The following is a 26,964-nucleotide window of genomic DNA, read 5'->3' as shown; positions in this document are numbered from 1 at the left end:
TTTTGACGGAAGGAATTATGAATTTTAATATGGATGTTCAATCCTACAGGGACTTGAATATATTTACCAGTTCTTCGGATTCAGATCCTGTCGTTCAGTTGTTCAGGTGGACAAAGACGATTGGGGGGAAAGAAATGATCCGGGATATGATGGGGAAACCCTCTTCCGATATTGATTTTTTGAATCGCCGGAAGGAGGCAATACAGTATTTCTATGATAAAAAGATTGTTTTGGAAGTTAAAGCCGAGCAACTGGACCTGATCGAACATTACCTGAAGTTTAATAAGGCCCGTTCCAGAAACAATCTCCTGGATGCCCTGGTGTATTTTATTCAAAAGCGGTCGGGCAGTGATTATTATACCATCAGCAGCGGACTGCTGCATTTGATCCGCTTATTAAAATATCTTTCCGGTTTTGTAGAAACCCTGGTAGCTGAGGATGCTCCGGAACACCTGAAAGCAATAGGACAAAGGATCGGACAGCTTCTTGAGGTCGACAAGCTAAAGGTGGCCAGGGGATGGAATAGAAAGAAGTTGCGGTTTTATCAGCTCAACAGACTGGATTATGCTTGTCGTGGGAAACTGAAACCGGAAATTAAGGAACTATTGTCACTCGTTTATGAATTGGATGCTTTTGAAACCATCTCCGGTACAGCGCGCGAAAAAGGTTTGAGTTTTCCTGTTTATTCCGGCGCTAATGAAGTAAAGGTCAGCTTAAAAGGCTTGTTTCATCCGTCGATTGACCGCGCGGTAAAGAATGACCTTGTTTTGGAAAAAGGAGAAAATATCACTTTTCTGACCGGATCAAATATGGCCGGGAAATCTTCTTTATTGAAATCACTGGGACTCAGTATCTATTTGTCACACCTTGGCTTTCCTGTCCCTGCAGCACAAATGGAAACTACGATTTTCAATGGATTGCTGACCACGATTAATTTACCGGACAACCTCAATCAGGGCCTGAGTCATTATTACAGCGAGGTGAAAAGGGTAAAAGAAGCGGTTTCAACGCTCCTGGAGCAGGAGCGTATGTTTATCATTTTTGATGAACTCTTTAGAGGAACGAATGTAAAAGATGCTTTTGATGCTTCTTTGTTAATTGTCTCAGAACTTTCACATGTCCATAATTCTATCTTTTTTATTTCCACGCATATCGTTGAACTGGCCGATGAACTCCGTAAGTTTGAAAACATCTCTTTTAAATATATGGATACCTTTTTTAAAGAGGGCAAACCGGTATTTACCTATCAGCTAAAAGAAGGCGTTTCTCAGGAACGTTTGGGCATGTACATCATTGAGCAGGAGGGGATCGTTGAGATCATCCGGCGGGTATCTAAAAAACCAAACGGTCTGTCATTGTCCTGATATGGTCGTTATTGTTGTTGATTTCGTCTGCTTTTAATGCATTCTGAACCGCCCAGCTGAACAACTCCTGGTCTTTCTTTTCTGCTGCAAGCTGTGCAATTCTGTAATAAGTATAGGCAAGGTAATCTGTAGTTCTTGAAGCGCATCTGGTGGCCCTCATATAATATTCCAGGGCTTCAGCATTTTTCTTTTGAGTCCCTTTCATGCGCCCTAAAATATAAAGAAGAGAAAACTCAACCCCGTATTTGTCGGATTTTGATAAAGTATCGATGTATGAAAGTGCTAATTTTTCGGCGGCTTCATATTTCTGTTCTATCCTGAGTTTTTGAACTGCAGATACTTTAGCCATCGCCACTGCTTCGGGTTTCATTTCCTCCTCCCAATGGATTACCTGAAAATAAGGATCTGTTTTGATGGATTTGACTTCCCCCTTTACCGGGATTTTAAGGTGGCTGATTTGTTGGCTGATCTCCACTTTTTTAAGGCTGCTTTCTCCGCTTTCATACGTAATGAGCAGGTTGAGCGGAAAGCGGTAGCTGTTGTTTTGTTGGGTGATGTTTAGCCGGACTTCGTTTTGTTGCTGCTGCCAGGAGGTTTTCCATTCCGGAACACCGGTCTGCTCGAACCATTGTTTAAAGAACCAATCGAGGTTAGTGCCGTTGGCCAGACTGATCTCTTTTGTGAAATCTTCCCAGCGGAGGCCGGACGACTGGTATCTGGAGGTTATCTGATGCATTGCCTTGTTGAAATTTTGCTTTCCTACAGTTTCCGAAAGTAATTCCAGGACGAGGAAACCTTTACTGTCCGCAATGATGTGATCATTACTGCCCGTTAGGCGGGTTAAAGGTTCGTCATTTCCTGCAGCCGCATTTTTCAGGTAGCCAAAGCCGGACTGGTCATTGATGTAACCTGGATAACCCTTTTTACGGTAATCCATGGCATGTTGCGGATCAAATTTCTGAACCACCTGCAGCGATCCATATTGTGCCATTCCTTCCGAAAGGATGGCTTCCCCTTTGTTTCCTTTTGCCATCACGAGGTTGCCCCACCATTGATGGGCAAGCTCGTGGCCGAACAAGGCATAGTTAAATCTCCTGATGGCAGAGCTGGGCATCAGGATGCCACCCAATAAACTCGCCCCACCAATTCCGGTCTGCTCGGACACATGTTCCGGAAATTCAATAATGCTGAAGCTTGGAATTTTTAACGGGCCGAATTGTGTGCTGAGGAAGGAGAGGACCTGTTCTGATTTGATCGGTACTTCCTCGTTATAAGGGGTGCCAGCAAGGGTGTAGGCATAAAACGGGACAATTCCTTTGTAAGGATGAGTGTTGTAATTTCCAATGTATAAAGAGAAAATGTCTGGTTCGGTATAGCTGAACTCCACCGTTTTGTCCGGGTTTTTGGTGAACACTTTTGACGTACTGGCTGCCATCACTGCGGTAAGACCGGAGGCAGTGGTAACGCTGATGGTTCCTGTACCTCTTGTATACTTTTTGCTGCCATCTTCTGCAAGGGAATTTACCTGTGGATACCAGGCAGAACCATAGCCGCCTGCCATACAGAAAGTGCTGTCCAGGAAGTACTGGAAGCTGCGTCGGGATCCGCGTTCATATTGGAAATCAAAATTCAGCTGGCTGCCTGCGGCCAGGTTTCTGGAAAAGCTGAGCTGATAAACGATGTCGCCGGAAGAATTTCTGGAGGTATCTGTTTTTCTGATCTTAACATCGGTATTCAATAACCTGATCACCGGTTCAGTATCTCCTTTTGTAATGACGATTTGCAGGGAATCTGCCGAATAAGCTTCGGTCAGAAAAGACATGGTCCCTTTAACTGCAAAACTTCCTTTTGTTAAATCTGCTTTTACCTCCATCCGGTACTGCAGGTTTTTTTGTCCGTAGCTGATGCTGTTGAAGCTTAAAAGGTAAGCTAAGCCTATATATATGGTTTTGTACTTCATCGTTTTTTTATACAAAGGAAGCAAAGCCGGCTATAGGAAAATTGTATCAGATTAACCTTTTAATACGGAACGGAATTTATGAGGAGAAACGGGGTAATAGAGGCGGAAGGATTTAATGAAATGAGCTGCATCAGAAAATCCTGTAGTATAGGCAATTTCAGAAATGCTGAGCTTTGTACTGAACAGCAGTTCCATAGATTTTTTTACGCGCATCTGAAGTTTGTATTCCCCTATCGTGAGGCCTTCACGTTCCCGGAATGCCCTGGCCAGGTAAATGGGGTGCACGAAGACCCTTTCAGAAATGCTGTCTATGGTATGTTGGGTTTCCAGTTCTGTTTCCAGGATCTTTTTAACCTTTGGAAGCCATACCAGACGGGAAGGGACAGGCGTATGCTGATGTGCTGACAGCCAGTTGAAAATGTATTCTTCTGACAATTCAGGGTCAAGATCGTTGCTGAAAAAATAGAGCAATTTGTAGAGATAGCTGAACGCTCCTGCCTGGTAAGTGGTGGCGAGCTCCGGTAATACAGCGCGGAGGCCATAAGCATCCAGGGCATCTTTTTTGAACTCGATGTTCATACAGCTGCCACCGGTTTTTCCAAAGCTATTCGCATGACGGTAACCGGAAGGACGGAGGATGACTTCTCCCGGGTTCATGATCCCGTCGTTACGTTTGTTAACTTCTTCATAATTCCCTTTGATCAGCAGGCTGAGGTAAGCATTTTCATGGTAATGCTCATGGATATGTTCCGCAGGGGCATAGTGGGTCAGGTTTAATTTGAACAAAGGATGTTCGTTAAACTTCTTCTCAATGCCGAAATAGTTTCCGGAAGATAATAAAATGGCCATATTCGGAAGATCTCTAACCAAATATAGCCATTTTTAAGACTAGATTCCAGCCTTTAGTCCGAGGGTAAACCAGGAGCCGGGCATAGGTACCGCTCCGGCCTCAATGTATTGTACATTGAACAAGTTGGCCCCATCTGCATAAATGCTGTAATGCGCTTGTTTAAAAGCTATTCTTGCATCCATAACGGTATAGTTTTTATAGCTGATGCGTTCGTTGTAACGGGCAGTAAGGGTTAGGTCAATGACTTTACAAAAGGTCGCATTCGCTGTTCCGCTCAGCTGATTTCTCAGGCTCTCCAATGCATATCTGGAAAAGTTTGCGGTGCTTAGCGTAGTTTTAAAGCTGGGATCGAGGTTGGTATAAGAAGCACCTAGTCTGAGTCCGTTTAACCACCCGTTTTGAGAAAGACTGGCCAGCTTATAATCTGCGCTTAATGTAAAACCATTGGTATTGACCTGACTGAAATTTTGAGGCTGCCATGGATCGCTCTGTTGTGCTTTTACCCAATCAATAAAATTATCGATCCGGCGGACAAAATAACTCGCATTCATGGAAAGCTGGTCATTGTTGAACTTAATTCCTCCTTCTGCATATTTCGATTTTTCAGGACGAAGCTGGTCGTTTCCAATATTGGTGGGTCCTTTATAATAAAGGTCTGTATAGGTCGGTAAACGTTGTCCCGTTCCGAGGTTCGCAAATAAGCGCCAGTTGCCATAGAAATTATAACCTGCATCGAGGCCTGGGAAAGCCTGCCATCCATAGTCGGAATTGTAATTGGTATACATCCCCACATTAATTAGCAAACGTGCTACAGGTTCAAATTTATATTCTCCAAAGATGCCGGTATTGGTCCGGTCTCTTTTGCCGAGGTTGGTGCTTTTGATGCGTTCGGTTCTTGCTTCCAGTCCGAAGCCAAAAGTACCGATGGCGGTTTGAACCGTATTGTTCAGTTCTGCATCGAATACATTGCCGATGTGGTGGTTGTGGAACTTATCCGGCGTTTGCTTGATGTAAAGGTAATCGTCTACATTATTGCGGTAGCTGATCCGGGGAACCAATGTCCAGTTGTCCATGATTTTAGTCGTATAGGAAACTGAGGCCAGTGCGGTCTTTACCGTTTCTTCGGCTTCTTTATCTCCGGGGGCCGCATAGAAGGCATTGGCTCCAAAATTATTATGGACATAGCCTGCCATGACGTCGAGGTAATCCGAAGATCCCACATTTATTTTTCCCTGGTAATACAGTTTCTGGTTGTTAAAGGCCGTATTGTAGCGGTAACCATTTCCCGCTTCCTGAGCTACAGAGAACAAATGGGAGGAGCTGGTTAATGCCAGAGATCCGCTGGCCTGAATCCCGTAGTTGGCATAGGTGCTGCCATTTCCTTCTTTCTTTTTAAAACTGCTTCCCGAGAATAGGTTTGCGGAAAGCCCGGTTGTTTTTACCGTCCGGGTTACAATATTGATGGCACCGGTGAGGGCATTGATGCCATAGATTCTGGAAGCCGATCCCCGGAGGACTTCGATATGGTCGATGTCGTCCATAGTGATGGGCAGGTTCATCATGTTATGTCCTGTTTGCGGATCTGAAACTTTAATGCCATTGATTAATACCAGGCTTTGATCGAACGTTCCTCCATCCATACTGATGTCTGCCTGTGATCCGCCGGGACCACGCTGACGAACATCTACACCGGAGACATAACTGAGCAGTTCGCTGACCGATCTGACCGGCAGGCTTTTGATTTTCTCCCGGTCGATGATGGATACATTTCTGTTTTGTTTGGAAAAAGGCAGTTGAAGTCTGTTTTCTTTGACGATGACTTCATTCAGTTTCCTGGTGGTATCATTTAAAGGTTTAGAGATATTTTCTGTTTGCGCATTCACGCTGAGGGTACAACCCAATAAACCGATCAGGTATGCGGAATTTTTAAAAAGCATGCTTGTTTATATTTGGGGGCCAAATATAGGTCTTTAAATGCGATCATTCTTTTGCGTTTTTGGGATTCTAATGAATGATTTTTGGGGATTCTCTCTGAAATTTAAGCTGCATGTTTCGCTGAAGCAAAGGCAGGATGCAGGGTAAATAATTGTATGTAAAATTTATATCTTATCTATTGATTTTTTTACGCTTTATGGGGCCTTTGCCTAAAAAATGACGTTCTTTACGAACATAACGCAAATCCCGTTTTTTGTAAGTGTATGTCTAAACCGTTTCTCGTTTTGTTGCTCCTGTTGCTTGGTTTTAATGGGTTGGCCCAGAAAGTATTTTTAGAAGGAGTGGTGCTGGCCGATTCGGGCAGGAAAGCAATTTCAGGAGCGCGGGTTTCTTTAAAATCAAGTCAGCAGCAGACGGTGACCGATCAAAACGGTTATTTTAAAATACAACTGGATAAAGGAAAAACCGAGCTTCGGATCAGCCATATGGCTTATGCGGAACTGAGTACCGCATTGTCGCTCAGGAAGGACCATCACCGGACTTTCTATTTAAAGACGAACACTCAATTCTTAAACGAAGTTCAGATCAGCGGTGATCAGGGGATCCTGCAAAGTAACCTGAATAATTATCACCTGCTGAGGGCAGCCGATTTGGAGAAAACACCTGCTTTTTTAGGCGTGCATGACCTCATTAAAACGATTAAGACCCTGCCTGGAATTGGCAATGGGGGAGAAGGGAATGCAGGGCTGTTTGTCCGGGGCAGTAACTCCGGACAAAATCTGGTGCTTTTTAACCATTCCGTCGTTTATAACCCTTCGCACCTGCTTGGATTTTTTTCTGTGTTTAACAGCAACGCCGTGGAGCAGGTGAAATTTTATAAATCAGGCATCCCATCGGAATACGGAGGCCGGCTATCTGCTGTAATTGACATTAAGAGCAATCAGGCTGTCGCAGATTCGCTGAGACTGGAAGCAGAGTTGAGTGTGCTGGCTGCAAGTTTGAACCTGAAGATTCCAATCACAAAGAACTGGTCTTTTGCGACCTCCATGCGGAAAACATTTATGAACCATTCTGTATGGCCAATCGTAAATCGTTTGGGCAATAGAGATGAATCCAGCAACCAAATGAGGTATGATTTTTATGACCTGAACTTTTCCTCTGCTTTGGCTTTAACAGCGAAAGACCGATTGTTTGCTACTTTTTATATGGGAGCAGATGATTTTGGCTTTGACATCCGCAGGTTCCAGATTAACAATGGAATGGATTGGCAAAATAATGCGGCATCCCTCAATTGGAACCGGATCGTTTCGGATAAGATCGTGCTGGACAATACCTTAAGTTATAGCGGATACCGTTTTAATTTCGGCATGCAGCAGGAGGGATTTAAAGCAGGGGTTCAATCTGCAATCAGGGATTTCAGCTATCATTCGGCTTTACAGGTTTACCTGGACCAGCATCAGCTGAAAGCAGGTATAGACCTTAATCAGCATAAGTTTAAACCCAATACCCCCTTTGCAAGAAACGGGCTGACGGATTTTGATTATGGAATCGCGAATACTTATTTTGCTGATGAGGGGGCCTTGTTTCTCAGTGATGACTATCAGTTTTCGGAACGGCTAAGTATTTATGCCGGACTGCGGTTAACGTATTACCGCCATACAGGACCCTACAACATCACTAGTGAAGATGCTTCGGTTACCCATTTCCCAAGGAGCAAAACCCTGAGCGATGAGCTCTTCCTGGAGCCCTCTTTTACAGCCAGGTATCATTTGAATAAGCAGACTGCACTAAAGTTTGCCTATTCCAGAAATGTGCAGACCATTCACCTGATTCCGGTTACTGCCTCCAACTTTCCAAGTGATTTCTGGATGCCCAGTATCAATGGGGTTCCGCCTGAAAAAGGGAATCAATACAGCCTCGGTATTTTTAAAGAATGGGCTGATTCCGGTTATGAGGGCTATATTGATTTGTATGCCAGAGATTCGAAAAATGCGATTGAATTTTCCGGGGGCATCATGAACCTATTTGAAAATCTGAGGATTGAAGATCATATTTACCTGGGGAAGGGTAAAAGTTACGGTGCTGAATTTTTCCTGAAAAAGAAAAAAGGAAAGTTTACCGGATACCTGAGTTATACCCTTTCCAGGTCTGAACGGACATTCGCTGAAATTAACGAGGGGCAGGTTTTTCCTTTTAAATACGATAGAACGCATGATTTGTCGCTGGTGTCTGATTACAAATTATCTCCACGCTGGAATTTATCAGCGCTTTTTACCTTGGCGACAGGAAATGCGTATACCAAGCCGGTAAGCAGGTACCTGATTGCAGGAAATGTAGTGAATGAGTACGGTGCCTATAACAGTTCCAGAATGCCCCTTTACCACAGGCTTGACCTTTCTGCAGGTTATCAATTTCATACCGGGAAGTATAAAAGTTCGCTTTCCTTATCGGTCTATAATGTATACAATAAAAAGAACCCCATGTTTAATTATTATATGGCCCGTGGGAGCCTGAGTTCTGGCAGGGTATCTGTTCAGGAGAAGTCGATTGCCTTGCTTCCCGTCCTTCCCGCCATTAATTATAAAGTAGTTTTCAGATGATGAATTTTTGTAGAAGTGTTTTTTTTGTACTGCTGCTGTTGATGGCTTATTCCTGTAAAAAGCCAGATAAACCGGCACCTTATAAACCCCGTTTTGTAGTGGAGGGCTGGATTGAGAAGGATGATTATCCTTATGTGATTGTAACCCATAACCTACCCTTTTTTACGGCGATAGACTCCGCACAACTGGCAGAGGTGGTGATTCGCTACGCTAAAGTAACGGTATCTGACGGAACCGAAACGGAGGTGTTAACCGGGATGACCGACAAACGTTACTTTCCCTACTTTTTATACAGAGGAACTTCGCTGAAAGGAGTAACAGGGGGTAATTATAAGTTAACCGTAACCTATGCCGGCAATACGCTTGAGGCGGAGACTTCTATTCCCAAGGTTACGCCTTTAGATAGCATCTGGTTTGTTCCAAGGCCTAAAAATAATGTTCAGTTAAATGTTCGCTTTAAGGATGCGGCAGCTGATAAAAATTACTACAGGATGTATACGAAGTTAGAAAAGGCAAAAGTGTTTACGCCAACATTGCTCTCCAATCAGAACGATCAGTATTTTAACGGACAGGAATTGCAATTGCAGGTCAATAGAGGTCAGGATAATAACCTGACGAGTAAACACGATCCTTATTTTATGAAGGGAGACACGGTTATGGTTAAATTTTCAGGGATACCGCAAAGTGGATTTGAATTCTGGAGCAGCCTACAGGATGAGGTCCTGAATGGCTCTAATCCTTTGGTTGGAAGTACGAAGGCCTTGAAAACAAACATTAAAGGGCCTGGAGTAGGGATATGGTGCGGCTATGCTTCGACGATTTATCGGGTTATTGCCCAATAAAAAAGGTGGAAGATTATGAGTCTTTTTAGATTGGTTTAATACGGTTCGATATGACTATTAAAACACTAATAAACAATGATTTACATTCATGACGACTTTTATTAAACCATAAAAAACCGTATATTGTCTTACCTATTTCGTACCAGTAGGTCAGTGACATACAATCGCTATAACGACAGCACAGAAATTATTTCGCCATTCCAATATTGAAACCACAATGGGCTACATGAATAATTTCCTCCATAAGGATGAAGCCCTGGACACGGTTATTAACCTTGGTCGAAGAAGTCGTAGCCCGTCTTAAGCCCCATTACAATAGCCCACAAGAAGATAAATGGATTTCATATATTGAGGCTATGTATTGCCTTATTATCAAGTCTAAAACAATTCTACAAACATATCGGGACGAAGGTAAGATTCGGTTTAGTGAACCGAGTAGAAAGTCTATTCTATATGACCGAGACTCAATCAACGAGTTTTTAAACAAGTACACATCTGCATTATCCGATCACTTGCCTAAGGTTGAAAGCGAAGCACCGTGTATTGAGGGCTTACAGCTGGGTGTCAAGCAATATGCGCTTGAAACAGGTGCGAGAGTTCCGCTCTGCCTGGATGAAAACAGGCAGACAGGCACAAGCCCATGACAAATCCAAAGACTGAGATAGAGATCATGCCCGTTATTTTTATCTGCATAAGTGGGGTTGTCTGAAGTGGATTTTCGAGAAGTCGATAACAACTCTTAATATTTTAACCTTTTAATCTAATTAACATGATCACTAAAATCAAAATCAGAGCCATTGATGGCGAACTTGTTTGTTATCTAATCAATAGCGAAACTGATGCAACAATCTTAAAAAATAGAGATAGGATAATGTTACATTCACATGCAGCTACAAGGATCAAACCTCTTCTTTGTAAATCAAAAAAAGCCATTCTTCTTATCGAAAAATGGCTTTTTTATGGTGGGCTCATAACTAATTAATAATTATATTAGACAAAAGAAATTTAATCATTATGACGCCTCAAACCCTGCCCTGTGACATGAATTTACGTGGTGTTATTTTTGTATTAGTTATTCTGTTTAATACATTATTTACTTCTTGTGGTAATGCTCAATCTTCCCAAAAAGCACGAGCGACATTGTCTGCTGAAAAAATTACTTACCAGGAGTGGAAGGAAGAAGCAAAAACGAATATTAGACTTTTACCTAAATATGGGGACCTGCCTAAAACTGAGGATCAAAAAGATGCTGACAATGAACTTATCAATACTTATATAAAGCAAGAAGGGACCAGGAATAAGGCATCGACCGCATTGATCAGTTTGGGATTTAATTATTTATATCGTGGAGATATTAAAACGGCCATGTACCGATTTAACCAGGCCTGGCTTCTGGATTCAACGAATGTTGATATATATTGGGGCTTTGGGGCCATTTATCATTCCTTTGGTGATTATGAAAGTGCAATGATGCAATATGATGCTGGGTTAAGTATTGATCCTAAAAATTCAAGGATAATTACGGATAAAGCAACTGTTTATATGATTGGTTATTATGCTAACAATGATCAGAATAAGCTCAACAAAGCAATAGTATTATTGGAGCAATCTTATGCCTTGGATTCAAAAAATCAGAATACACTGTTTAAACTTTCTATTTGTTGTTTTTTAAAGGATGATTGTAAAAGGGCTAAAAAATATTATAATGAATGTATGAATCTGGGCGGTCAACCAATTACAAAAGAATTTACCAAAGCCCTTAATGAAAAGTGCAAAGGGGAGTAATTTATTGAAACATCTGTTTCTACAATTCTTGGCATTGCAGTATCTAAATAAGCTTCTAGGAAACAAAAAAGCCGTTCTTCTTATCGAAAAACGATTTTTTTGTTTGTGGACCCCAACTGGGCGTTTCTCGAACCATTTCCTATCTGATTTATGTTTAATCAGCGATTTGGCTGGCAAATGATATATAGGATTTAAAGTTCCTGCCGAACAAACCACTCCACATACTGTGGCAGAGAGGTACCGGCATAGTAAGGCAAATTCATGAGTAAATATGGTTTTTGACTCGGTGTGATCGCTTTCTCAATGTTGAAAGTACCAGCATACATACGTATCGCATAAGGATGATCTGAAGCATCTATGAACTGGTGAAGTGATTTCAGACTCCCTGTGCTCCCTGATTTTATTTCAATGGGAATAACCAAATCCTGGTGGGTAAAAAGCAAATCAACTTCTGCATTCGATTGAGATTTTTCCCTAACCCAAAAATTAGGCTTATGCGCTGAAATACTTTGAAGAGATATAAGCTCCTGTGTTACTAAATGGGGTATAACAGCACCTTTGTAAGCTCTATTCAAATCATCCATAGCGAGCATTTCTAATTGGATACCAAGAGTATAATTGACTAAACCAGTATCTAGAAACTGTAGACGTGGCGACTTCTTTAGATCTGTTTTTATAGGAGGTTGCAAATCTGTTGTAGGATAAATCAACCGTATGATTTTTGCATCATCAAGTGTTCTAAATGCTTCTCCTACCTCCCTTGATCGATAGCTGGAATTTCCAAAACCCTGAAACTTTACACGTTCGTCGAGATACAATGGGGCAGTATCCATCAAATGTTTAATAATTTTCCTTTCCGTATCATTAGATGTATACTTCTCTACATCATTTTTATAAGTCCCCCAAATACTTTCATATATCCTAGGTAAATCTGAAAGGCTCTGCTGCTGAACATCCATTTTTATTATTTCTGGCATTCCACCAATAATTGCGTAACGATGAAAAGCATCCATTAACAACTTATGAGCAACTGGTTTTATTGGAACAGACTGCAAATATCCTAATAGCTCTTGTTTACCTACGGCTTCCAGATATTCCTGGAAATTTAATGGATGGAGGTATAGAAATTCTACTCTTCCCACCGGGAAGCTTTGCACCTTTTGCATTGCAAATTCTAAAAGAGAACCAGCACTGATCACATGAAGCTCCGGCAATTCTTCATAAAAATATCGTAATAACTGGATGGCTTTTGGACTTTCCTGAATTTCATCGATGAAAAGAAGCGTATTAGCCATAGCAGATGAAGGTATGGTATGAGCTAAAAACAATGCTTCTAAAATCGTTTGAACATTATCAAAGTCTTCAAAATAACGTCGATCGCCAGGCTTTTCCAGATTGAGTATAATTCTATGCTGATAACCCTTAGCAAAATCTCGTATCAGTGTAGTTTTCCCAACCTGACGTGCTCCTCTAATGATGAGCGGCTTACGACTATCCCTTAATTTCCAGCTATTAAGATAATTTTCAATGTTTCTTTTAAATGACATGACCGGTATGATTTTTATTTTGTAATAAAACCAATCCAAATTTACTTAAATAATGTAACAAAACAAGCCCATATTGTCTTGTGTTTTGTAACAAACCAAACTCAGTTAAAATACCGTGACATGTTTGTTCCGGTTTTAGATATAGGAAACATAAATCTTGCAGCCGACAAATAACACTTAGAAACGAAAAAAGCCGTTCTTCTTATCGAAAAACGGCTTTTTAAGCAGTGGACCATGATGGGCTCGAACCATCGACCAAAAGATTACGAATCTCCCACCTTTTTTATCTTTCGTTACCCTGTTTTAGAAACGATTGGCGTAGGCCTCAAAGTCAGTGATTAATTTTTTGAAACCAGACTGTGTGAATTCTTTCATGCTTAATTTAGAACCGTCTTGAAACACCAGACGAGGCTCTGTGCTATAGTAGAAATTCGTTTCAGTAACTTCTTTTCCTTTTTCATAATCATAATATGTATAGGTATAAGAATCTTCAATAGATACGAGCTCCGATTTAGCAATGATTGCATTTTCTTTTTTATAGAAGGCAAGAACATTTGCGTTGGCGTTATAGGCCTCAGCTTTCTTCTTGTATTTTTCCTTTTCCGGAAGATTTTCGTTCGCTTTCTCGGCATCAGCTATTGCTTTAATGTCTATCTGACCAGCAATCTGAATGTTCATGATCTGCATAGCTGTATTTGCATTTTTTAATACCTCTTCAAATCTTTCAGCATCTTTAATTACATTAAAGTTTGTATTGCCGTTTCCTGTAACATTGAGACTAAACAAGGTTTCAGTTCCTTTGGAAATGGAAAGGCTTGAATTTAGTACTTTTAAATCATTGCTGATGTCAATTTTGAAGGCAAATGAACCTAAAGCAAGGTTTATATTTGTTTTTAAAGGTGTACCATCTGTATTAAACTCATAAGTTGAGGCTAATTTCAGCTCTTCTTTACCATCAACTTTCAATGTTGCATTTACAGCAGCAGGCAGTTCATAGGTTGTTCCATCAACTGATGCTGTTACTTTGGAAGCAGTATAGGTTGCTGTTAGTACTGCATTGTTTTCGGTAGCAGATGCTGTTGCAGGATAGTTGATTTCAAATTTATCGCCGGATGCTGTTTTTGTCCATTTGTTCAGTTTGCTATCGAAAGTGTAAATGCCGTAGAATTCATTTAAAGCACCTGATTTAACACCTGTGTTTGCAGAGGTAAGCGCAGAAAAAACACGGTCTACATTGTTGTTTTTAGCAGCAAAGCTGGTAGAAATGATTTGTCTTCCCACTACCGAGTTGGACATTATTTCCAGGTCCAGTTCTGCCAGTCTGGTTAATGCAGCAATAAATTTTTCGTTAGGTAAGGTGTTTATTTTTGCTAAGAAATTAATCCCATTGTCTTCTAAGGCTTCTTTATGTTTTTCAATGCTGAGTTTAGAATATTCCAGCTTTACGGGGGGGAGTACTGGTGGTTCTGAATTCAGGTCCTTCTTTTTACATGATACGAGAGCTCCTAAAAGAAGAGCAGAGAATAAAATGTTTTTCTTCATTATTTCTGTGTTAATTTAAATTTAAACGAAGATAAATATAAATTTCTCTATTGATTTGTTTTTGTGCGAATACTGAGTCTTTTCTCAGTATGATTTGCGTTACAGGCAATGTTGTTTTATGAACCGGATATCTTTGCCCGATGGTTTAGCCCCGGAGGCCAATTAGATTTTTAGTTCCAGATGGATATCAAGTGGTTGATGGTCAAATAATTCCTGGTCCAGTTCTGTCGTTAATATGGCTCCGGATTTCATGTAAAAGTCGACAGTCGCTTTTGTTGGCGTTGCAGAGATGTATAATTTTGTTGCTCCAAAAGCCTTTCCTTCTCTTTTTGCCTCCCCGATTAGTTGTTGTCCTATTTGCCGGCCTCTATAGGTGGAGCTTACATATAACATGTCCATTTTGCAGTATTCAGCAGCTGAACCTCTTTTTTTCTTTTCTATGGAGACTGCTCCGGCAAGCGTCTGTGTATCAAAAGCACCAATTATTGTTCCACCTGCATCTATGATTTTGTACTGCGCAGTCATGAGTTCGTCGAGATCTTCCTCATCCCATTCGTTGATCTCATAATGATCAGGGGCCAGGATCAATATCCCATCTTTGTATTCGTAAGATTCGTAAATGCTTTCTGCGCGGTCAATTGTCCTGATCTGTTCAATTTCTTTTCTCTTCAATGGCCTGTACGTGATCTCTTTCATAAATAGACTGGGTTATTTCTTGATGATTTTAATCTTCTTCAGGGATTTGCCGTTTCTGGAGATCACTCCGATATAGAGTCCGGTGTTTAGTCTGGAAATGTCAAATTGTTTATTCCCATTTGCTTTTTCTTCAAACACCCGCTGGCCAAGAATGTTGTACAATTCGAAAGTATAGGCTTCATATCCTCCGTTCAGGATATTGATATTGGTTTCGACAGGGTTTGGGTAAAAGCTGAAATCAGCATCTTTCAGGAAATCCACCAGGATCACTTCTGTCTGGATTTTTCGGCCATCGAGCGTTTCCATCGTTACCCGGTACCATTGCGGACCTGTTTTCGGGTTGATATCGGTATAGCTATAAGTGAGTTGTCCCTGAGTAATGTTGCTTTCTGAAAGCGTGCTGAAAACACCTCTTGAACTCTGTTTTTCCCAGGTTAGCTTTTTCAGGTTATTGGTCGTTCCAATGTATAGGTTCAGCACAATCTGGTCACCTGCTACTGTTCCCGTAAATGAGCGGGTGTAGCAGGAGATTCCTTGTAGGGTATAATCAATGGCACGGCTTCTTAAGCCGGTAAAACCGGGGCCTTTAGCTGCAATGGCAAAGACTGTACTGTTAGTGCTTGCTTTTTGTATAATGCTTAAGGTATCGCTGACATCAGTCAAAGGCACCATTTTTTGATCTTTAAGGTGATAAATGGTGTAACCGGTAGCATTGGCTATCGGGCTCCAATGAAAGAACAGTGCGTCATCGCAATTATAACCCACTTTCAGTTCTGGTGATTTAGAAATGAGGAAGGGCTTGCTTTGAAAAGTATTGGCATCGACTTCCATTTTGAGGATTGCTTTCGTTAGCAGGTCCGGTGTTGCCCATTTATAGAAATTTTTACTCAGGTCAGTATTGTTGTTTAGAACGGTCCAGTTGGTTCCATTATCATAACTAACCGATAATTTCCCTGTTTTTCCTGAAGCGAAGCTGTTTTTCCAACGGAAATAATTCTCTTCAGTTGCCGGGACATGGTCTGCGTTTTCCGGGTAAGTCCAAAGGAAATTATCCGCGGTACTGAGGCTATAGGCAATCGAAAAATCCTGAAGCGTTTGTTGTACTTTACGGCCTTTGACATGAACGGTATAGGTTCCTGGAGCAAGATTTTCCAGGCTGACCTGCTGAACGGTATTCAGTTGGTCGATCTTGCGTTTTGCCGGAGCAGCAAGAGAATCAAGGTGAGGATAACTGCTCAGCACCCAGGGTAAAATAACTTCCCCGGATGGGCTCTGCAGAGATAGGTCAAGGTGATTAACGATGCTTTGTGCAGTGTTGACCTGTGCGGGAGGATCGTTCCAAACCAGGGTAACTTTTATTGACTTTTGGTTTGCAGGAACCTGTATCGGGATGCTGAAATCCTGATCCTGACTAATTACTGAGGCCTTGTATCTGTTATCTGTTAGTGTATTTAGCGCTTCCCTTGCATTTAATTTGCCGTAGCCATAGATATAGTCCACCTGTGGAGTTCCCAAATCATCAGAAGAATTGATTAAGATGCTCCTTGCCAGTGCAGAGGAAGGAGCTTTTCCAAATAAGCTTTTGTATTTTTGTTCAAAGAGAATGGCTACGCCGCTGGCCAGTGCTGTTGCACCGGAAGTTCCATCCTCACTAAAGGTAACCACATCAGGTTTTACCCTTCCATCATAAGCTGGCCCTCTGCTACTCAGCGCCTCAATGACATTCTCCCGGCTGACTGAACCAATGACCAGGATGTTTTTCGCCTGTTTAAAGTTTCCGGTAAGGTTTGAGGTGTTTGGCAGGTCCTTATAAACCCCTGAAGTTGGTGTTGTTGTACCACTGTTTCCTGCAGAGAAAGCATGGATTAAATCGGAAGATTCAAATACCTGTTTATCGTAGGCAGCGGCTTCGATGCCATACATGCTCTCCAGCGTTGTTCCATAAGAATGGTTTTGAATATTGATATTTAAATCTCTGAAGCTTTTTAACTCGTCAGGAAGCGTACTTTTATCAACATCCGAAGAACTTAATTTAGCGGCTGGTGCTACGCCGAGTCCTTTATAATAGGAATTGCCATTGCCAAGCGCTATGGTTGCCATGTCTGTGGCATGTTGCTGAATGTCCTTGTTGGGACTAATTGCTCCGGGAATATACTTGCCCAATAAGTCCAGATCTTTAACGTCAAACATTCGCTCTTTTAAGGAGATCGTGATTCCGTTGCCATCGATATCAGGAAACAGGGCATGTACGGTAGAGATCTCATTCAGTGTGTGGTCAAATTTCGAGATGACTGATTCTACCTTGACCTTCTGAATGATGTCTGCAAAAAGAACGGTTTCCTGTTCCAAAACGGCAGTTATCTCAGAGAGCGGGATGACTGCTGTGATGAGGTTATGGTTAAAATCTATTTCCGGCTGATACCCGGATAAAAATGGTGGAACTCCATTTTTGAGTTCTTTGAGGACGAATCTGATTTTTATGGGTTTATTTTGTGAATTACCTTGTGCGAGGAGCTCATTTAGCTTGTCGCTGGCCTTCCATAAAGCATTTGCCGGAGCCTGATAAACGACTGTTGCAGCTAAATTTTTTAGGGCTTTTCTGTTCAGTACAAAATGAGTGGAAGAGAACTGTCTGCTGGGATTTAATTTTGCTAATTCATTGGCACTGAGAACTCTGTTTGTCTTTACGAGCACCATGCTATCTACAGGAAGTGCTAATTTTTTATCGGAAACAGAAACATACTTCTCATACACCCGCTCAATTTTCGTTGAGGGAATTTGGGCCTGGACATAGGTGCTAATTAGCCAGAATAGTAACAAAAGAGATCTAGTTAGAAAATTCAATAATTTTATGTTGTAAAATTTTGATTACGTAAATAATTCTTACTAAATTACAATTAATCACCTATTTCACAAATTAACTAACCAATATTAATCATCCTAATTAAACTAATTTATGAAAACCAATCGAATCTTAACCCTAGCCGTGCTGTGCTTATTAACCGGGGGACTTTACTCCTGTACAAAAGATAAAAATGTAGCGGAAGACGCTCCAAAACAGGAAGAACTTTCTGCTGCCACTTTAGCTCAGATTAAAGCCCAGGGATTTAGCACTGAAGGTGCCCGTAAAATCGAAGGCGGCTACCTTGTAGAAGGAGATATCCTTTTAACGGACGAGAATCTTACTCAAAAAGTCGAAAGCCCTAATTTGGTGATCGCGAAAGAAGAGCAATATAGAACCACCAATTTAGTAACCACCCTTCCGCAGGTAATTACGGTATCCGTATCGAACCTCCCGCAAGTGTATAAAGATGCGACCAACATTATGATCGCCAGATACAATGCATTGGGTTTGTCGCTTACTTTCCAGCTGGCAACAACCGGGACGATCGGAAAGATTGATATCGTAGGCTTTAACGAAGGTCCAAGTGGTGGTTTCATTACCTTAGGTTCTGCAGGTTTCCCTACTTCACAAGGTAAACCTTTCAATAAGATCCGTATGAATACGAATCCTGCTGCGTACGGTACGAATCCAAATTTAAATTACCTTGCTTCTGTGATCCAGCATGAAGTTGGCCATTGCATTGGTATGCGTCATACTGATTACATGAACCGTGCTTATAGCTGCGGTTCTGCAGGTGCTGGTAATGAAGGCCAGGCAGGTGTTGGTGCAATCCATATCCCTGGAACGCCAACAGGTCCTGATGCAAATTCATGGATGCTCGCTTGTTCAAACGGTGGGAACCGTACCTTTAACGCCAACGACATTATTGCGCTGAACTACCTGTATTAATTCCTGAAAATTAATATAGCGTCACGTGAATAGGTGATCTGACAGAACCCGGTCTAAAGTACCGGGTTTTGTTTTTTGTTTTTATTATGTTTGCTGAATAATTGAGTAAAACCGCTATAAAAAAAATATTTATGATTATTGCGCCTAGAATACGTGGGTTTATATGCCTGACCGCTCATCCGGAAGGTTGTGCCCAAAATGTGTTGAATCAGATCAACTATGTAAAATCGAAAGGATCGATCGATGGTCCTAAAAAAGTGCTTGTAATTGGCGCTTCTACCGGTTTTGGTCTGGCTTCCAGGATTACCAGTGCCTTTGGATCTGATGCTGCTACCATTGGTGTTTATTTTGAAAAACCACCTGCAGAAGGAAAAACAGCTTCAGCAGGCTGGTACAATACCGCCGCATTTGAAACACAGGCGCACAATGCCGGTCTGTATGCTAAAAGTATCAACGGAGATGCTTTCTCGAAAGAGATCAAAGAAAAAACGTTGGCACTGATCAAAGCAGACCTTGGACAGATTGACCTGGTTATTTACAGTCTTGCTTCTCCAAAAAGGGTTCATCCGGTAACGGGAGTGACACATAATTCAGTGTTGAGGCCAATAGGTGAAGTGTTTAGCAACAATACGGTAGATTTCCATACCGGAGTTGTTTCTGAGATCTCTATTCAGCCGGCTAATGAAGAAGATATTGAAAATACAGTTGCGGTAATGGGTGGTGAAGACTGGGCGATGTGGATCGACGAATTAAAAGCCGCAGGTTTACTTGCTGATGGTGCAACTACAGTTGCTTATTCTTATATCGGCCCTGCTTTAACCGAAGCGGTATACCGTAAAGGAACCATTGGTCGCGCTAAGGATCATTTAGAGGCCACAGCTTTCACAATTACTGATACGCTAAAAGATATCAACGGAAAAGCTTATGTGTCCGTAAACAAAGCCTTAGTGACCCAGGCGAGCTCTGCAATTCCGGTAATTCCTTTGTACATCTCTTTATTATACAAAGTGATGAAAGCAGAAGGAATTCATGAAGGATGTATTGAGCAGATCCAGCGTTTGTTTAAAGAGCGTTTATATACAGGTGCTGAAGTACTGACTGATGCGCAGGGAAGAATCCGTGTAGACGATTGGGAGATGCGTGAAGACGTTCAGGCTAAGGTTGCGGCTTTATGGTTGGAATCAACTACGGAAACGCTGCCGGCAACAGGAGACCTTGCAGGTTATAAAAAAGATTTCCTTAACCTTTTTGGCTTTGATGTAGCAGGAATTGACTACGAAGCAGATGTGAATGAAATGGTAGAGATTTCAGGATTGGTATAAATCCGGTTATTTTTAAAGAAGGGCAATTTTCAAACCGAAAATTGCCCTTCTTTATTTTAACGCTTTCTATTTATAGATATTTGGCCAGCACTTCTTCCAGTTCCTTGGGGAACAATGGTTTTTTGAACAACCTGATGACATGAGGGTTTGCTTCTGCTTTTTTGATATCTCCGAAATCCAGTGTAGAAGAGAGAATGGCTACGATACATTTCTCTGTGATCGGGCTTGGTAATCTTTTAAAGATTTCCAGGAATTCAAAGCCATCCATCTCCGGCATTTGAATGTCCAGTAAGATGAAATCAGGTAGTTTATCTTCTTCCCTCAGGTTTCGGCTGAGGTAATTGAGCGCTTCTTCTCCGGATTGGCAAAGAATGATTTCATCAAATAACTTAGATATGGTAATGATTTTTGAATTGATCTTCAGGTCAACTTCATTGTCATCTATCAACATTACTCTTTTGTACTTACTTAACATTTGGTATCGTTATTTTAAAGGTGGTGCCCTCTATTGAGTTCGAACTTACCGCTATTTTTCCGTTAATTTTATTTAATGCTTCTTTCACGATGAAAAGACCGAGGCCGCTTCCGTGGTTGATCTTGCTCTTAAAGAACTGAAGGAATATTTTTTCTAAATGTTCATTCAGGATGCCCATCCCATTGTCGTTGATGGCGATGTTTACCTGCGTTGGCTGAACCTCTATGGTAATGTTTACATTTTTATTCAGCTCCGTTTCTTTCTGATATTTTATGGCATTGGAGATCAGGTTGCCCAGGATGACTTCAATTCTGAAGGCATCTCCAAAGAAAGGTTCATTCTGGGTGATGTTCACATTGAAATGCATGTCTTTATCCGTATAGGAATACAGTTCAATCAGATCCGATACCAGTTTCTTGAAGTCGACCGCGGTATTTTCTGAAATGGTCTTGTTGTTTTTGTAGTATTGGAGGGTTTTCTGGATGTAATAATCCAACCTGTTGGAACAGGTTTCTATCAATCCCCAGTATTCGCCGCTGGAATGAAAGAGGCCTTCCATTTTAACGAGGTTGACAATCCCCATGGCCGAAACCAGTGGTGCCCTGAGCTCATGGGAAATGCTGTAAATAAACCGGTTCAGTTCGTCATTGGTTTTCTCGAGTTCTGCTACTTTATTTCTGAGGTCTATTTTAGATTTATAGGCATCATAAGCATTTTTGATAGAGTTGTGCAGTTCCAGGTCATTCCATGGTTTGGTGATATACCTGTAGATGTCCCCATGATTGATCGCATCTGCAAGCGCCTCAATGTCGGTGTAACCGGTCAGCAGGATTCTTGTAGGATCAGGATAAGTGTGTTTAATGTTCTTGAAAAATTCCACTCCTGTCGTATTGGGCATTTTCTGATCCGCAATAATCACCTGCACGGAAACGTTTTCAAGAATTTTTAATCCTTCGTCAGCGGATAAGGCTGTGTAAATTTCATACTGGCGTCTAAAACTTGCTTTGAAAGCGTGCAAGTTATTTTCTTCATCATCAATATACAGAACACGTATAGTTGTTGCATTCATAACAAAGTGTATTATCGTGAGGTTACGGGTAAGGTAATAATAAATTCTGTACCGTGATTTACTTTTGTGAGTACATCGATCTGGCCGTGATGGTTTTCAATAATCCTGAACACAATAGATAATCCCAAACCAGTTCCTTCTCCGACATCTTTAGTGGTGAAAAATGGTTCAAAAATCTTCTGTTTAACTTCTTCTGACATTCCTGGTCCTGTATCTTTAATGCTGATTTTTACCTGATCATCTTCATGCCAGGTGCTTATAGTTAACTTTTCTTCCTCATCGCTTTGTGCTTTTCCTTTAATGGCTTGAATGGCATTGCTGATCAGGTTCATAAATACCTGATTGATTTTCCCCGGCATACATTCAACTTTAGGTAAGTTACCATAATTTTTCTCAATATTAAAGTTGGCAGGAAAGGTATTTCTAACCAGCACCAGTGTAGAGTCCAATCCTTCGTTCAGGTCTACGAATTTACAATCGTTTTCATCTAATCTGCTAAAATTTTTCAAGCTTCTGATAATCTCTGCAGTTCGTTTTGCGCCTTCGCCAATTCCGGAGAGAAGAGATTTGATTTCATCGCGAACAAAGTCGAGGTCTATTCTCTTCTTAAAGCTCTCAATAGCATGGATCTGTGTATTTAAATCTTCATCCAGTTTGAGGTTCTCGTACATGTTAATGACTTCGTTTAGCTCTTCAATATCGAGTTCTAAAGGTTTGATATTAGAGGTGACAAAGTTGATCGGATTGTTGATTTCATGTGCGATACCGGCAGTAAGTTGTCCGAGACCGGCCATTTTTTCTGAATCGACCAGCTGACTTTGTGCTTCTTTAAGGTCTTTCAAGGTCAGTTCCAATGTACTGTTGGATTCCTGTAACTCGAGTGTTCTTTCATTTACCTTTTGCTCCAATTCTACATTTTGTTGCTTGATCAATTGCTCATTTTCAAGGGAGATCCGGAGGGCCTGAGCCTGAGATTCTTCTTTTTCCTTTTTAAAGGTATTGATTTTATCAGCCAGTGCAAAAGAAAGTAAAACTACTTCTAATGCCGAGCCAAATGGCATCATGTTATAGGTAAGGGTATTGTATTCTAATATATTGTAATCTTTCAGTACAAAGCTGCATACGCCAAGAAGGAAGACACTCCAGGCCAGAAGGAAAAACTTGGCCGGTCTGAATCCTTTTAAATAGACCATGAAAGCGATGATCAGCATATACATTGCAGCCGCAACAGCGGTGACCTGAATGATCTGATATCCTAAGTTTAAATCTCCAAAAAAGGTAGAGAGCAGGGCAATCAGATAAGGCAGATAGAAAAAGTTCAGGGTTTTATGCAATGTTGGAAGGAAGTCCCGGGTATGCAAAAACTGTTTCATAAATTCTATTGCCGACAGGGCCGCCAGGGAACTCAGTATGTAGACGGCGTGGGTAGACAGCCAGGTGTTGTCAGGCCATAAGTATTTAAAGGCATAGCCCTGAAAGTTGGCCTGTGTAAGGCCTATGATCAGAATATAGACAATGTAATATAAATAGCTTTTGTCCTTTGTGGAGATGAACAGAAACAAGTTATAGATAAACATCACAGAAATAATTCCGATATATAGTCCGAAGATGATAGACGCATTTTGAATCTCATCGATCAGGGAGCTGCTGTTTCCAACTGTGAGTGGCACCTGTAATTGTTCTCCGCCGTGAATTTTCAGTAGAATGGTATAAGTTTTATGCCTTTCCAGGTTAAACCTCAGGGTAGGGATGGGGTTGTCGAATTTCCTGCTCGCATACACGAGCCTGTCGCCGGTTGCTTCATGGCGAATGACTTTCTGTGAAGAATCGACAATAAAAAAATCTAAATAATCAATGGTTGGAAGGGCCAGTCTTAACATGAGGTCAGACCTGCTGCTTTCGTTTTTGATCAGAAACTTTAACCAGTAGGTGGCATTTGTAACGCCTAAATTAGGTACAGGAGTATTTAAGCGGGTATACTCCTGATTTGTCAGGGCAGCTTTCACGTCGATGCGGTGTTCCTGATCTTTTAAAAGCATAATCTTCTTGCCAAAATTACGCTCGATTTCCCCGGTTTTAACAATTACGGTGTCTTGTCCTGATGATTGCAGAGGAGCAAAAAAAGCTACCCAGATTAGCAACAGAAAACAACTCCAGAATTTATTCATATTTAGGTATTAATAACTGATAATCAATTTCTACGTCCCCTTTTGGGCCGGTTTCAAGGGTTAGCTGTATCGGGTTGTCTCTTAAGTCAAAGATGCGTTCCCTGTCAAATTCCTCTGCCGTTTCGAGCGTTTTTGCATTCATTTTTCGGAGTACCCTGGCAATATAATTGTCGTTGGGATATACAAATTCACCTCCTTTGCCCAGGGAATCCTCGACAACAAAGCCTACTTTTCTAACCATTGGCAGGGTATAATCTGCACAGATGGTGAAAAGTGAGGCCAGTCTGATTTGGTTTACAATCGCAATTCCTGCCCTTACGAGCAATATGCTGATGCCCACGCCAGCCACACTTTTTGCATTCCAAAGTCCACAAAGCTCACCAGTTCCGCTATCAAAATATTGATTAATGATCGTCGCCACGTTAGGGTCCATCGATCCGACTGCCTTTTCTACCGGAAGCGGATGGATGCCATCTGCAATATGAACACGTACCCCGCCTACCACTTCTCCACTTTCTGTTTCAGCAACAATTCCATGCACATTAGGCAACTCCATCCATTGTCTGTTATTGGTGGTGATATTGGTAATCCCATAGTCTTTCAACACCTGCACATGCCCTTCAAGATACCTTTCACAGGTTTCGGGTTCTTTAACCGCAGTAAATGACCGGAAGGTTAGCTTCATTTCCATTTTATATAAATTGTAATATATCTTTCAAAGGTTTTCGTAAAGCCCGTACCGTTGGAGCCGAAGCATGGGACAACCGGAACATAAATACTCCTTGTTGGTCCCCTAAAGTAGGGAATATTTGCAATAGATCCTTTTGATATTTTGACAGTTCTTCTGTCATTTTTTGATTCAGGCCTTCACCCTTTCCATGATTTAGCCTTGCGAAGAGAAATAAAGGTGCAGAAATGGGGTGAAAAGAGAGCCCGTTGAGGTTTGCATTGATCCAGACCCTTTGAACCGCTTCACCTCCTTTAAGGAAGTTTTCCGCTTCATAAGATGGCATGGTGACCAGGCCAATTCCGGAAGAAGTACGGATTGCTTTTCTCGACAGGTTTTCAAATGCTGCCCCGCCGCCCCATCTGTTGAGCAGTTTAATGACTTCCGGACTCTCGGCAACTTTCAAACCTGTTTTATCAGATTCTGACAATTCAAGAGATAAGATGTCCAGTCCGTCTTTGGTTTCATTGACCGCTTCCGGGGTCCATCTGATTTCTTTAGTATAAAAATCATGGTGGCCCTGAGGGTATAGGAAACGAACCCTTTCCACTCCGGCAACGATATCGGCAATCAGATTGATTTGTTGTTCATCCTGAATCACCTGTAATGTGGCAGGAGAGTTGAGGCTTGCAGCCGATTTTAATGCGGCTACTACTGCTGTTTCAATAGGCGCTTTGTTTCCCTGTTTTCTGTTGGTTAACCTGATGGCCATTCCTGCTGCAAGATCTGTTGCATAGGCTGCCGAGGTTTTTTGGAAAGAGAAAGCCGCAACTAATCTTTTATTTTCCGGATTTGGAAAAGCGAGATAGCTGGCTTCCAGTCCAGCTTTTCCTGCTTCGAGTTTGATGTTTTCAATGGCCGTTCCGAACGCAATGTTGGAGGTAATGTTGTCAAAATCTCCCCAGGATACAGAATGTTGCTCATCATGGAAGAGGTATAGTTTTCCGGAACGGGCGATCCATTTCCATGGCTGGTTATTACCCGCGGAAGGAGCAATGGCTGCTGCGGAGACCAATTGTTCGACTTGTTCGGTACTCAATGGAAACGATTCCATTTCTTTGCTGCTGATCGCTGCAATCGCCTGATTCATTTCGGCTTCAGTCAGTACTTCTGCAGTGTAATCCACTACATTATAATCGTTGTCTTTTGCTTTGTTTTTATCGCCGATCAGGTCTTCCAGATCCACAAAGTAGCGGCCGGATTCTGTATATTGTTTCAGACTGATGCGTCTGCATACATCTGCACCCAGTGCGCCACCGAGGGCGACTGCTGAGGCCAGCTGTGGCCAGGTAGTAATCGATTGGCCGACTTCTACCATGGAAGCTTTCAGGCGGTTAGAAAGGGTGTCTACACCAATCATCGCCAAGAGAAAAGGAACTTTTTCTTCGTTGGTTTTCAGGTATTTCACCTGGGTATGATCCAGGTGGTCTATCCAGCCATGAAGGATCGGACGGTTAGGTTCGAGGTCAAAACGCTCTACATCCAGGGTTCCGCGATCGCTCATGTCCTGTACAACAGGAATGCCCAGTGATTTGGCTTTATGTCTCAGTAAAATTTTAATGTCAAGGCCATCACATTCATCGACAACGATGTCCAGATTTCCGCCTTCGGTAAAAAAGCGGTCCATATTTTCCTCTGTCATGCCATCATCAAAACAAGTCACTTTTAGGAAAGGGTCTATTTCTTTGATCTCTCTGGCCACGAGCACTACTTTTTTAATGCCCAGGTTTTGCACGCCTGTTCTGATGCGGTTGAGGTTGGTGAGTTCCAGAAGATCGAAATCAGCAAGTCTGATCTCTCCGAACCCTCTCTCCATAGCCATGGTGATGGAAATGGATTGTCCTACAGAAAGACCTACTACGCCTATTTTCTGTTTGCCCAGGATGTCGCGTTCTTCCGGTGTTATTTTGTATATATTTCTGTTCGTTCTTACTGCTATAAATTCTTCTTCATCCAGGAGATGGACCAGTCGTTCAGACCATGGGTAATATACCCATACGCCATATTCCAGTTTTGATAAATTTCCGATGTGCTTGATTTTCAGTTCCTCCATCTCTGCAGGCTCAGGTTTCTTTTTCGGATGTTTTGATTTGATCAGATCATCCAGTTGAGTCTCTATCTCATCGTGTATTTTGGTGTGGGGTTTTTCTTTTAATAAAGCCTCGAGAGCGTCTTTATCTTGTTGTTGATAGATTCTAAAGAATTGCGGTTCACAGGTGGTGAAATCTTCTTTTATCAGGTTCTCAAGTACTAACATCTTTAAACGGGTTTATTTTATGAAATGCAAAA

Annotated in this window: 19 protein-coding genes; 7 read left to right on the top strand and 12 right to left on the bottom strand. The window is 41.7% G+C overall.

All coding sequences use genetic code 11. From position 1 onward, the window contains the following. Positions 1 to 17 precede the first annotated feature (17 nt). Positions 18 to 1,364 (top strand): MutS-related protein, encoded by a 1,347-nt coding sequence (locus BLQ87_RS09010; protein WP_074605834.1) that lies wholly within the window; start codon positions 18 to 20, stop codon positions 1,362 to 1,364. On the opposite strand, the gene BLQ87_RS09005 is transcribed toward BLQ87_RS09010, so the two are convergent. From BLQ87_RS09005 to BLQ87_RS08995, 3 genes are read right to left on the bottom strand one after another with little or no spacing between them, the layout of a single operon-like run. Further along, positions 1,333 to 3,324 carry a M1 family aminopeptidase gene (locus BLQ87_RS09005; RefSeq protein WP_074605833.1) on the bottom strand — a complete coding sequence of 664 codons (1,992 nt, stop codon included), beginning with the start codon at positions 3,322 to 3,324 and terminating at the stop codon, positions 1,333 to 1,335. The genes BLQ87_RS09010 and BLQ87_RS09005 overlap by 32 nt on opposite strands. A 51-nt stretch (positions 3,325 to 3,375) precedes the next feature. Next, a complete protein-coding gene (locus BLQ87_RS09000; protein ID WP_074605832.1) occupies positions 3,376 to 4,173 on the bottom strand; it encodes a helix-turn-helix domain-containing protein in 798 nt (265 codons plus the stop codon). Between the two features lie 39 nt (positions 4,174 to 4,212). Next, positions 4,213 to 6,111, bottom strand: a complete 1,899-nt coding sequence (locus tag BLQ87_RS08995; RefSeq protein ID WP_074605831.1) for a TonB-dependent receptor plug domain-containing protein — start codon at positions 6,109 to 6,111, stop codon at positions 4,213 to 4,215. Positions 6,112 to 6,372: 261 nt separating this feature from the next. Between BLQ87_RS08995 and BLQ87_RS08990 the strand changes: the two genes are divergently transcribed. From BLQ87_RS08990 to BLQ87_RS08970, 4 genes are all read left to right on the top strand, one after another. Further along, positions 6,373 to 8,709 carry a TonB-dependent receptor gene (locus tag BLQ87_RS08990; RefSeq protein WP_074605830.1) on the top strand — a complete coding sequence of 779 codons (2,337 nt, stop codon included), beginning with the start codon at positions 6,373 to 6,375 and terminating at the stop codon, positions 8,707 to 8,709. Continuing rightward, positions 8,706 to 9,551: a DUF4249 family protein gene (locus BLQ87_RS08985; protein ID WP_074605829.1), complete on the top strand. Its 846-nt coding sequence runs from the start codon at positions 8,706 to 8,708 to the stop codon at positions 9,549 to 9,551. Before BLQ87_RS08990 ends, BLQ87_RS08985 begins: the two co-directional genes overlap by 4 nt. A 769-nt stretch (positions 9,552 to 10,320) precedes the next feature. Then, the gene (locus tag BLQ87_RS08975) at positions 10,321 to 10,533 is read left to right on the top strand and encodes a hypothetical protein (RefSeq protein ID WP_074605827.1); all 213 of its coding nucleotides are present in this window, start codon (positions 10,321 to 10,323) and stop codon (positions 10,531 to 10,533) included. A 32-nt stretch (positions 10,534 to 10,565) separates the two neighbouring features. Further along, positions 10,566 to 11,336, top strand: a complete 771-nt coding sequence (locus BLQ87_RS08970; RefSeq protein WP_074605826.1) for a tetratricopeptide repeat protein — start codon at positions 10,566 to 10,568, stop codon at positions 11,334 to 11,336. Positions 11,337 to 11,527: 191 nt separating this feature from the next. On the opposite strand, the gene BLQ87_RS08965 is transcribed toward BLQ87_RS08970, so the two are convergent. The 4 genes from BLQ87_RS08965 to BLQ87_RS08950 form a co-directional block, all read right to left on the bottom strand. Next, a complete protein-coding gene (locus BLQ87_RS08965) occupies positions 11,528 to 12,883 on the bottom strand; it encodes an ATP-binding protein (protein ID WP_074605825.1) in 1,356 nt (451 codons plus the stop codon). Positions 12,884 to 13,186: 303 nt separating this feature from the next. Beyond that, entirely contained in the window at positions 13,187 to 14,425 is a 1,239-nt protein-coding gene (locus tag BLQ87_RS08960) for a hypothetical protein (RefSeq protein ID WP_074605824.1), read from the bottom strand. Positions 14,426 to 14,587: 162 nt separating this feature from the next. Then, on the bottom strand, positions 14,588 to 15,121 hold the full coding sequence (locus tag BLQ87_RS08955) for a GNAT family N-acetyltransferase (RefSeq protein WP_074605823.1): 534 nt from the start codon (positions 15,119 to 15,121) through the stop codon (positions 14,588 to 14,590). A gap of 12 nt (positions 15,122 to 15,133) precedes the next feature. Continuing rightward, complete coding sequence (locus BLQ87_RS08950; RefSeq protein ID WP_143010392.1) at positions 15,134 to 17,941, bottom strand: S8 family peptidase; 2,808 nt, start codon at positions 17,939 to 17,941, stop codon at positions 15,134 to 15,136. Positions 17,942 to 18,077: 136 nt separating this feature from the next. Here BLQ87_RS08950 and BLQ87_RS08945 point away from each other — a divergent pair, with 136 nt between their 5' ends. Beyond that, positions 18,078 to 18,914, top strand: coding sequence for a M57 family metalloprotease (locus tag BLQ87_RS08945; protein ID WP_074605821.1), 837 nt, complete (start codon positions 18,078 to 18,080; stop codon positions 18,912 to 18,914). A gap of 131 nt (positions 18,915 to 19,045) precedes the next feature. After that, positions 19,046 to 20,236 carry an enoyl-ACP reductase FabV gene (fabV, locus tag BLQ87_RS08940; protein ID WP_074605820.1) on the top strand — a complete coding sequence of 397 codons (1,191 nt, stop codon included), beginning with the start codon at positions 19,046 to 19,048 and terminating at the stop codon, positions 20,234 to 20,236. 70 nt (positions 20,237 to 20,306) lie between these two features. On the opposite strand, the gene BLQ87_RS08935 is transcribed toward fabV, so the two are convergent. From BLQ87_RS08935 to BLQ87_RS08915, 5 genes are read right to left on the bottom strand one after another with little or no spacing between them, the layout of a single operon-like run. Continuing rightward, positions 20,307 to 20,711 carry a response regulator gene (locus BLQ87_RS08935; protein WP_074605819.1) on the bottom strand — a complete coding sequence of 135 codons (405 nt, stop codon included), beginning with the start codon at positions 20,709 to 20,711 and terminating at the stop codon, positions 20,307 to 20,309. After that, positions 20,701 to 21,780: a hybrid sensor histidine kinase/response regulator gene (locus tag BLQ87_RS08930; RefSeq protein WP_074605818.1), complete on the bottom strand. Its 1,080-nt coding sequence runs from the start codon at positions 21,778 to 21,780 to the stop codon at positions 20,701 to 20,703. The genes BLQ87_RS08935 and BLQ87_RS08930 overlap by 11 nt, the downstream gene beginning before the upstream one ends. A gap of 11 nt (positions 21,781 to 21,791) precedes the next feature. Beyond that, positions 21,792 to 23,948 (bottom strand): sensor histidine kinase, encoded by a 2,157-nt coding sequence (locus BLQ87_RS08925; protein WP_074605817.1) that lies wholly within the window; start codon positions 23,946 to 23,948, stop codon positions 21,792 to 21,794. Further along, positions 23,941 to 24,633 (bottom strand): hypothetical protein, encoded by a 693-nt coding sequence (locus tag BLQ87_RS08920; protein WP_172664770.1) that lies wholly within the window; start codon positions 24,631 to 24,633, stop codon positions 23,941 to 23,943. Before BLQ87_RS08920 ends, BLQ87_RS08925 begins: the two co-directional genes overlap by 8 nt. A 7-nt stretch (positions 24,634 to 24,640) precedes the next feature. Beyond that, positions 24,641 to 26,932 (bottom strand): Rv1355c family protein, encoded by a 2,292-nt coding sequence (locus BLQ87_RS08915; protein WP_074605815.1) that lies wholly within the window; start codon positions 26,930 to 26,932, stop codon positions 24,641 to 24,643. Positions 26,933 to 26,964: the final 32 nt, after the last annotated feature.

The sequence above is a fragment of the Pedobacter steynii genome (assembly GCF_900103665.1).
Lineage (GTDB): Bacteria > Bacteroidota > Bacteroidia > Sphingobacteriales > Sphingobacteriaceae > Pedobacter > Pedobacter steynii.
Note: the sequence above shows the minus strand (reverse complement) of the source record. Positions and strands in the feature narration are given on the sequence as shown.

Excerpts from the sequence above, each read along its gene's own strand:
- BLQ87_RS08930 (WP_074605818.1), bottom strand. The coding sequence starts at position 21,780 with ATGAATGCAACAACTATACGTGTTCTGTATATTGATGATGAAGAAAAT.
- fabV (WP_074605820.1), top strand. The coding sequence starts at position 19,046 with ATGATTATTGCGCCTAGAATACGTGGGTTTATATGCCTGACCGCTCAT.
- BLQ87_RS08975 (WP_074605827.1), top strand. The coding sequence starts at position 10,321 with ATGATCACTAAAATCAAAATCAGAGCCATTGATGGCGAACTTGTTTGT.
- BLQ87_RS08995 (WP_074605831.1), bottom strand. The coding sequence starts at position 6,111 with ATGCTTTTTAAAAATTCCGCATACCTGATCGGTTTATTGGGTTGTACC.
- BLQ87_RS08935 (WP_074605819.1), bottom strand. The coding sequence starts at position 20,711 with ATGTTAAGTAAGTACAAAAGAGTAATGTTGATAGATGACAATGAAGTT.
- BLQ87_RS08945 (WP_074605821.1), top strand. The coding sequence starts at position 18,078 with ATGAAAACCAATCGAATCTTAACCCTAGCCGTGCTGTGCTTATTAACC.
- BLQ87_RS09005 (WP_074605833.1), bottom strand. The coding sequence starts at position 3,324 with ATGAAGTACAAAACCATATATATAGGCTTAGCTTACCTTTTAAGCTTC.
- BLQ87_RS08960 (WP_074605824.1), bottom strand. The coding sequence starts at position 14,425 with ATGAAGAAAAACATTTTATTCTCTGCTCTTCTTTTAGGAGCTCTCGTA.
- BLQ87_RS08915 (WP_074605815.1), bottom strand. The coding sequence starts at position 26,932 with ATGTTAGTACTTGAGAACCTGATAAAAGAAGATTTCACCACCTGTGAA.
- BLQ87_RS08955 (WP_074605823.1), bottom strand. The coding sequence starts at position 15,121 with ATGAAAGAGATCACGTACAGGCCATTGAAGAGAAAAGAAATTGAACAG.
- BLQ87_RS08985 (WP_074605829.1), top strand. The coding sequence starts at position 8,706 with ATGATGAATTTTTGTAGAAGTGTTTTTTTTGTACTGCTGCTGTTGATG.
- BLQ87_RS08990 (WP_074605830.1), top strand. The coding sequence starts at position 6,373 with ATGTCTAAACCGTTTCTCGTTTTGTTGCTCCTGTTGCTTGGTTTTAAT.
- BLQ87_RS08920 (WP_172664770.1), bottom strand. The coding sequence starts at position 24,633 with ATGAAGCTAACCTTCCGGTCATTTACTGCGGTTAAAGAACCCGAAACC.
- BLQ87_RS09000 (WP_074605832.1), bottom strand. The coding sequence starts at position 4,173 with ATGGCCATTTTATTATCTTCCGGAAACTATTTCGGCATTGAGAAGAAG.
- BLQ87_RS08970 (WP_074605826.1), top strand. The coding sequence starts at position 10,566 with ATGACGCCTCAAACCCTGCCCTGTGACATGAATTTACGTGGTGTTATT.
- BLQ87_RS09010 (WP_074605834.1), top strand. The coding sequence starts at position 18 with ATGAATTTTAATATGGATGTTCAATCCTACAGGGACTTGAATATATTT.
- BLQ87_RS08925 (WP_074605817.1), bottom strand. The coding sequence starts at position 23,948 with ATGAATAAATTCTGGAGTTGTTTTCTGTTGCTAATCTGGGTAGCTTTT.
- BLQ87_RS08965 (WP_074605825.1), bottom strand. The coding sequence starts at position 12,883 with ATGTCATTTAAAAGAAACATTGAAAATTATCTTAATAGCTGGAAATTA.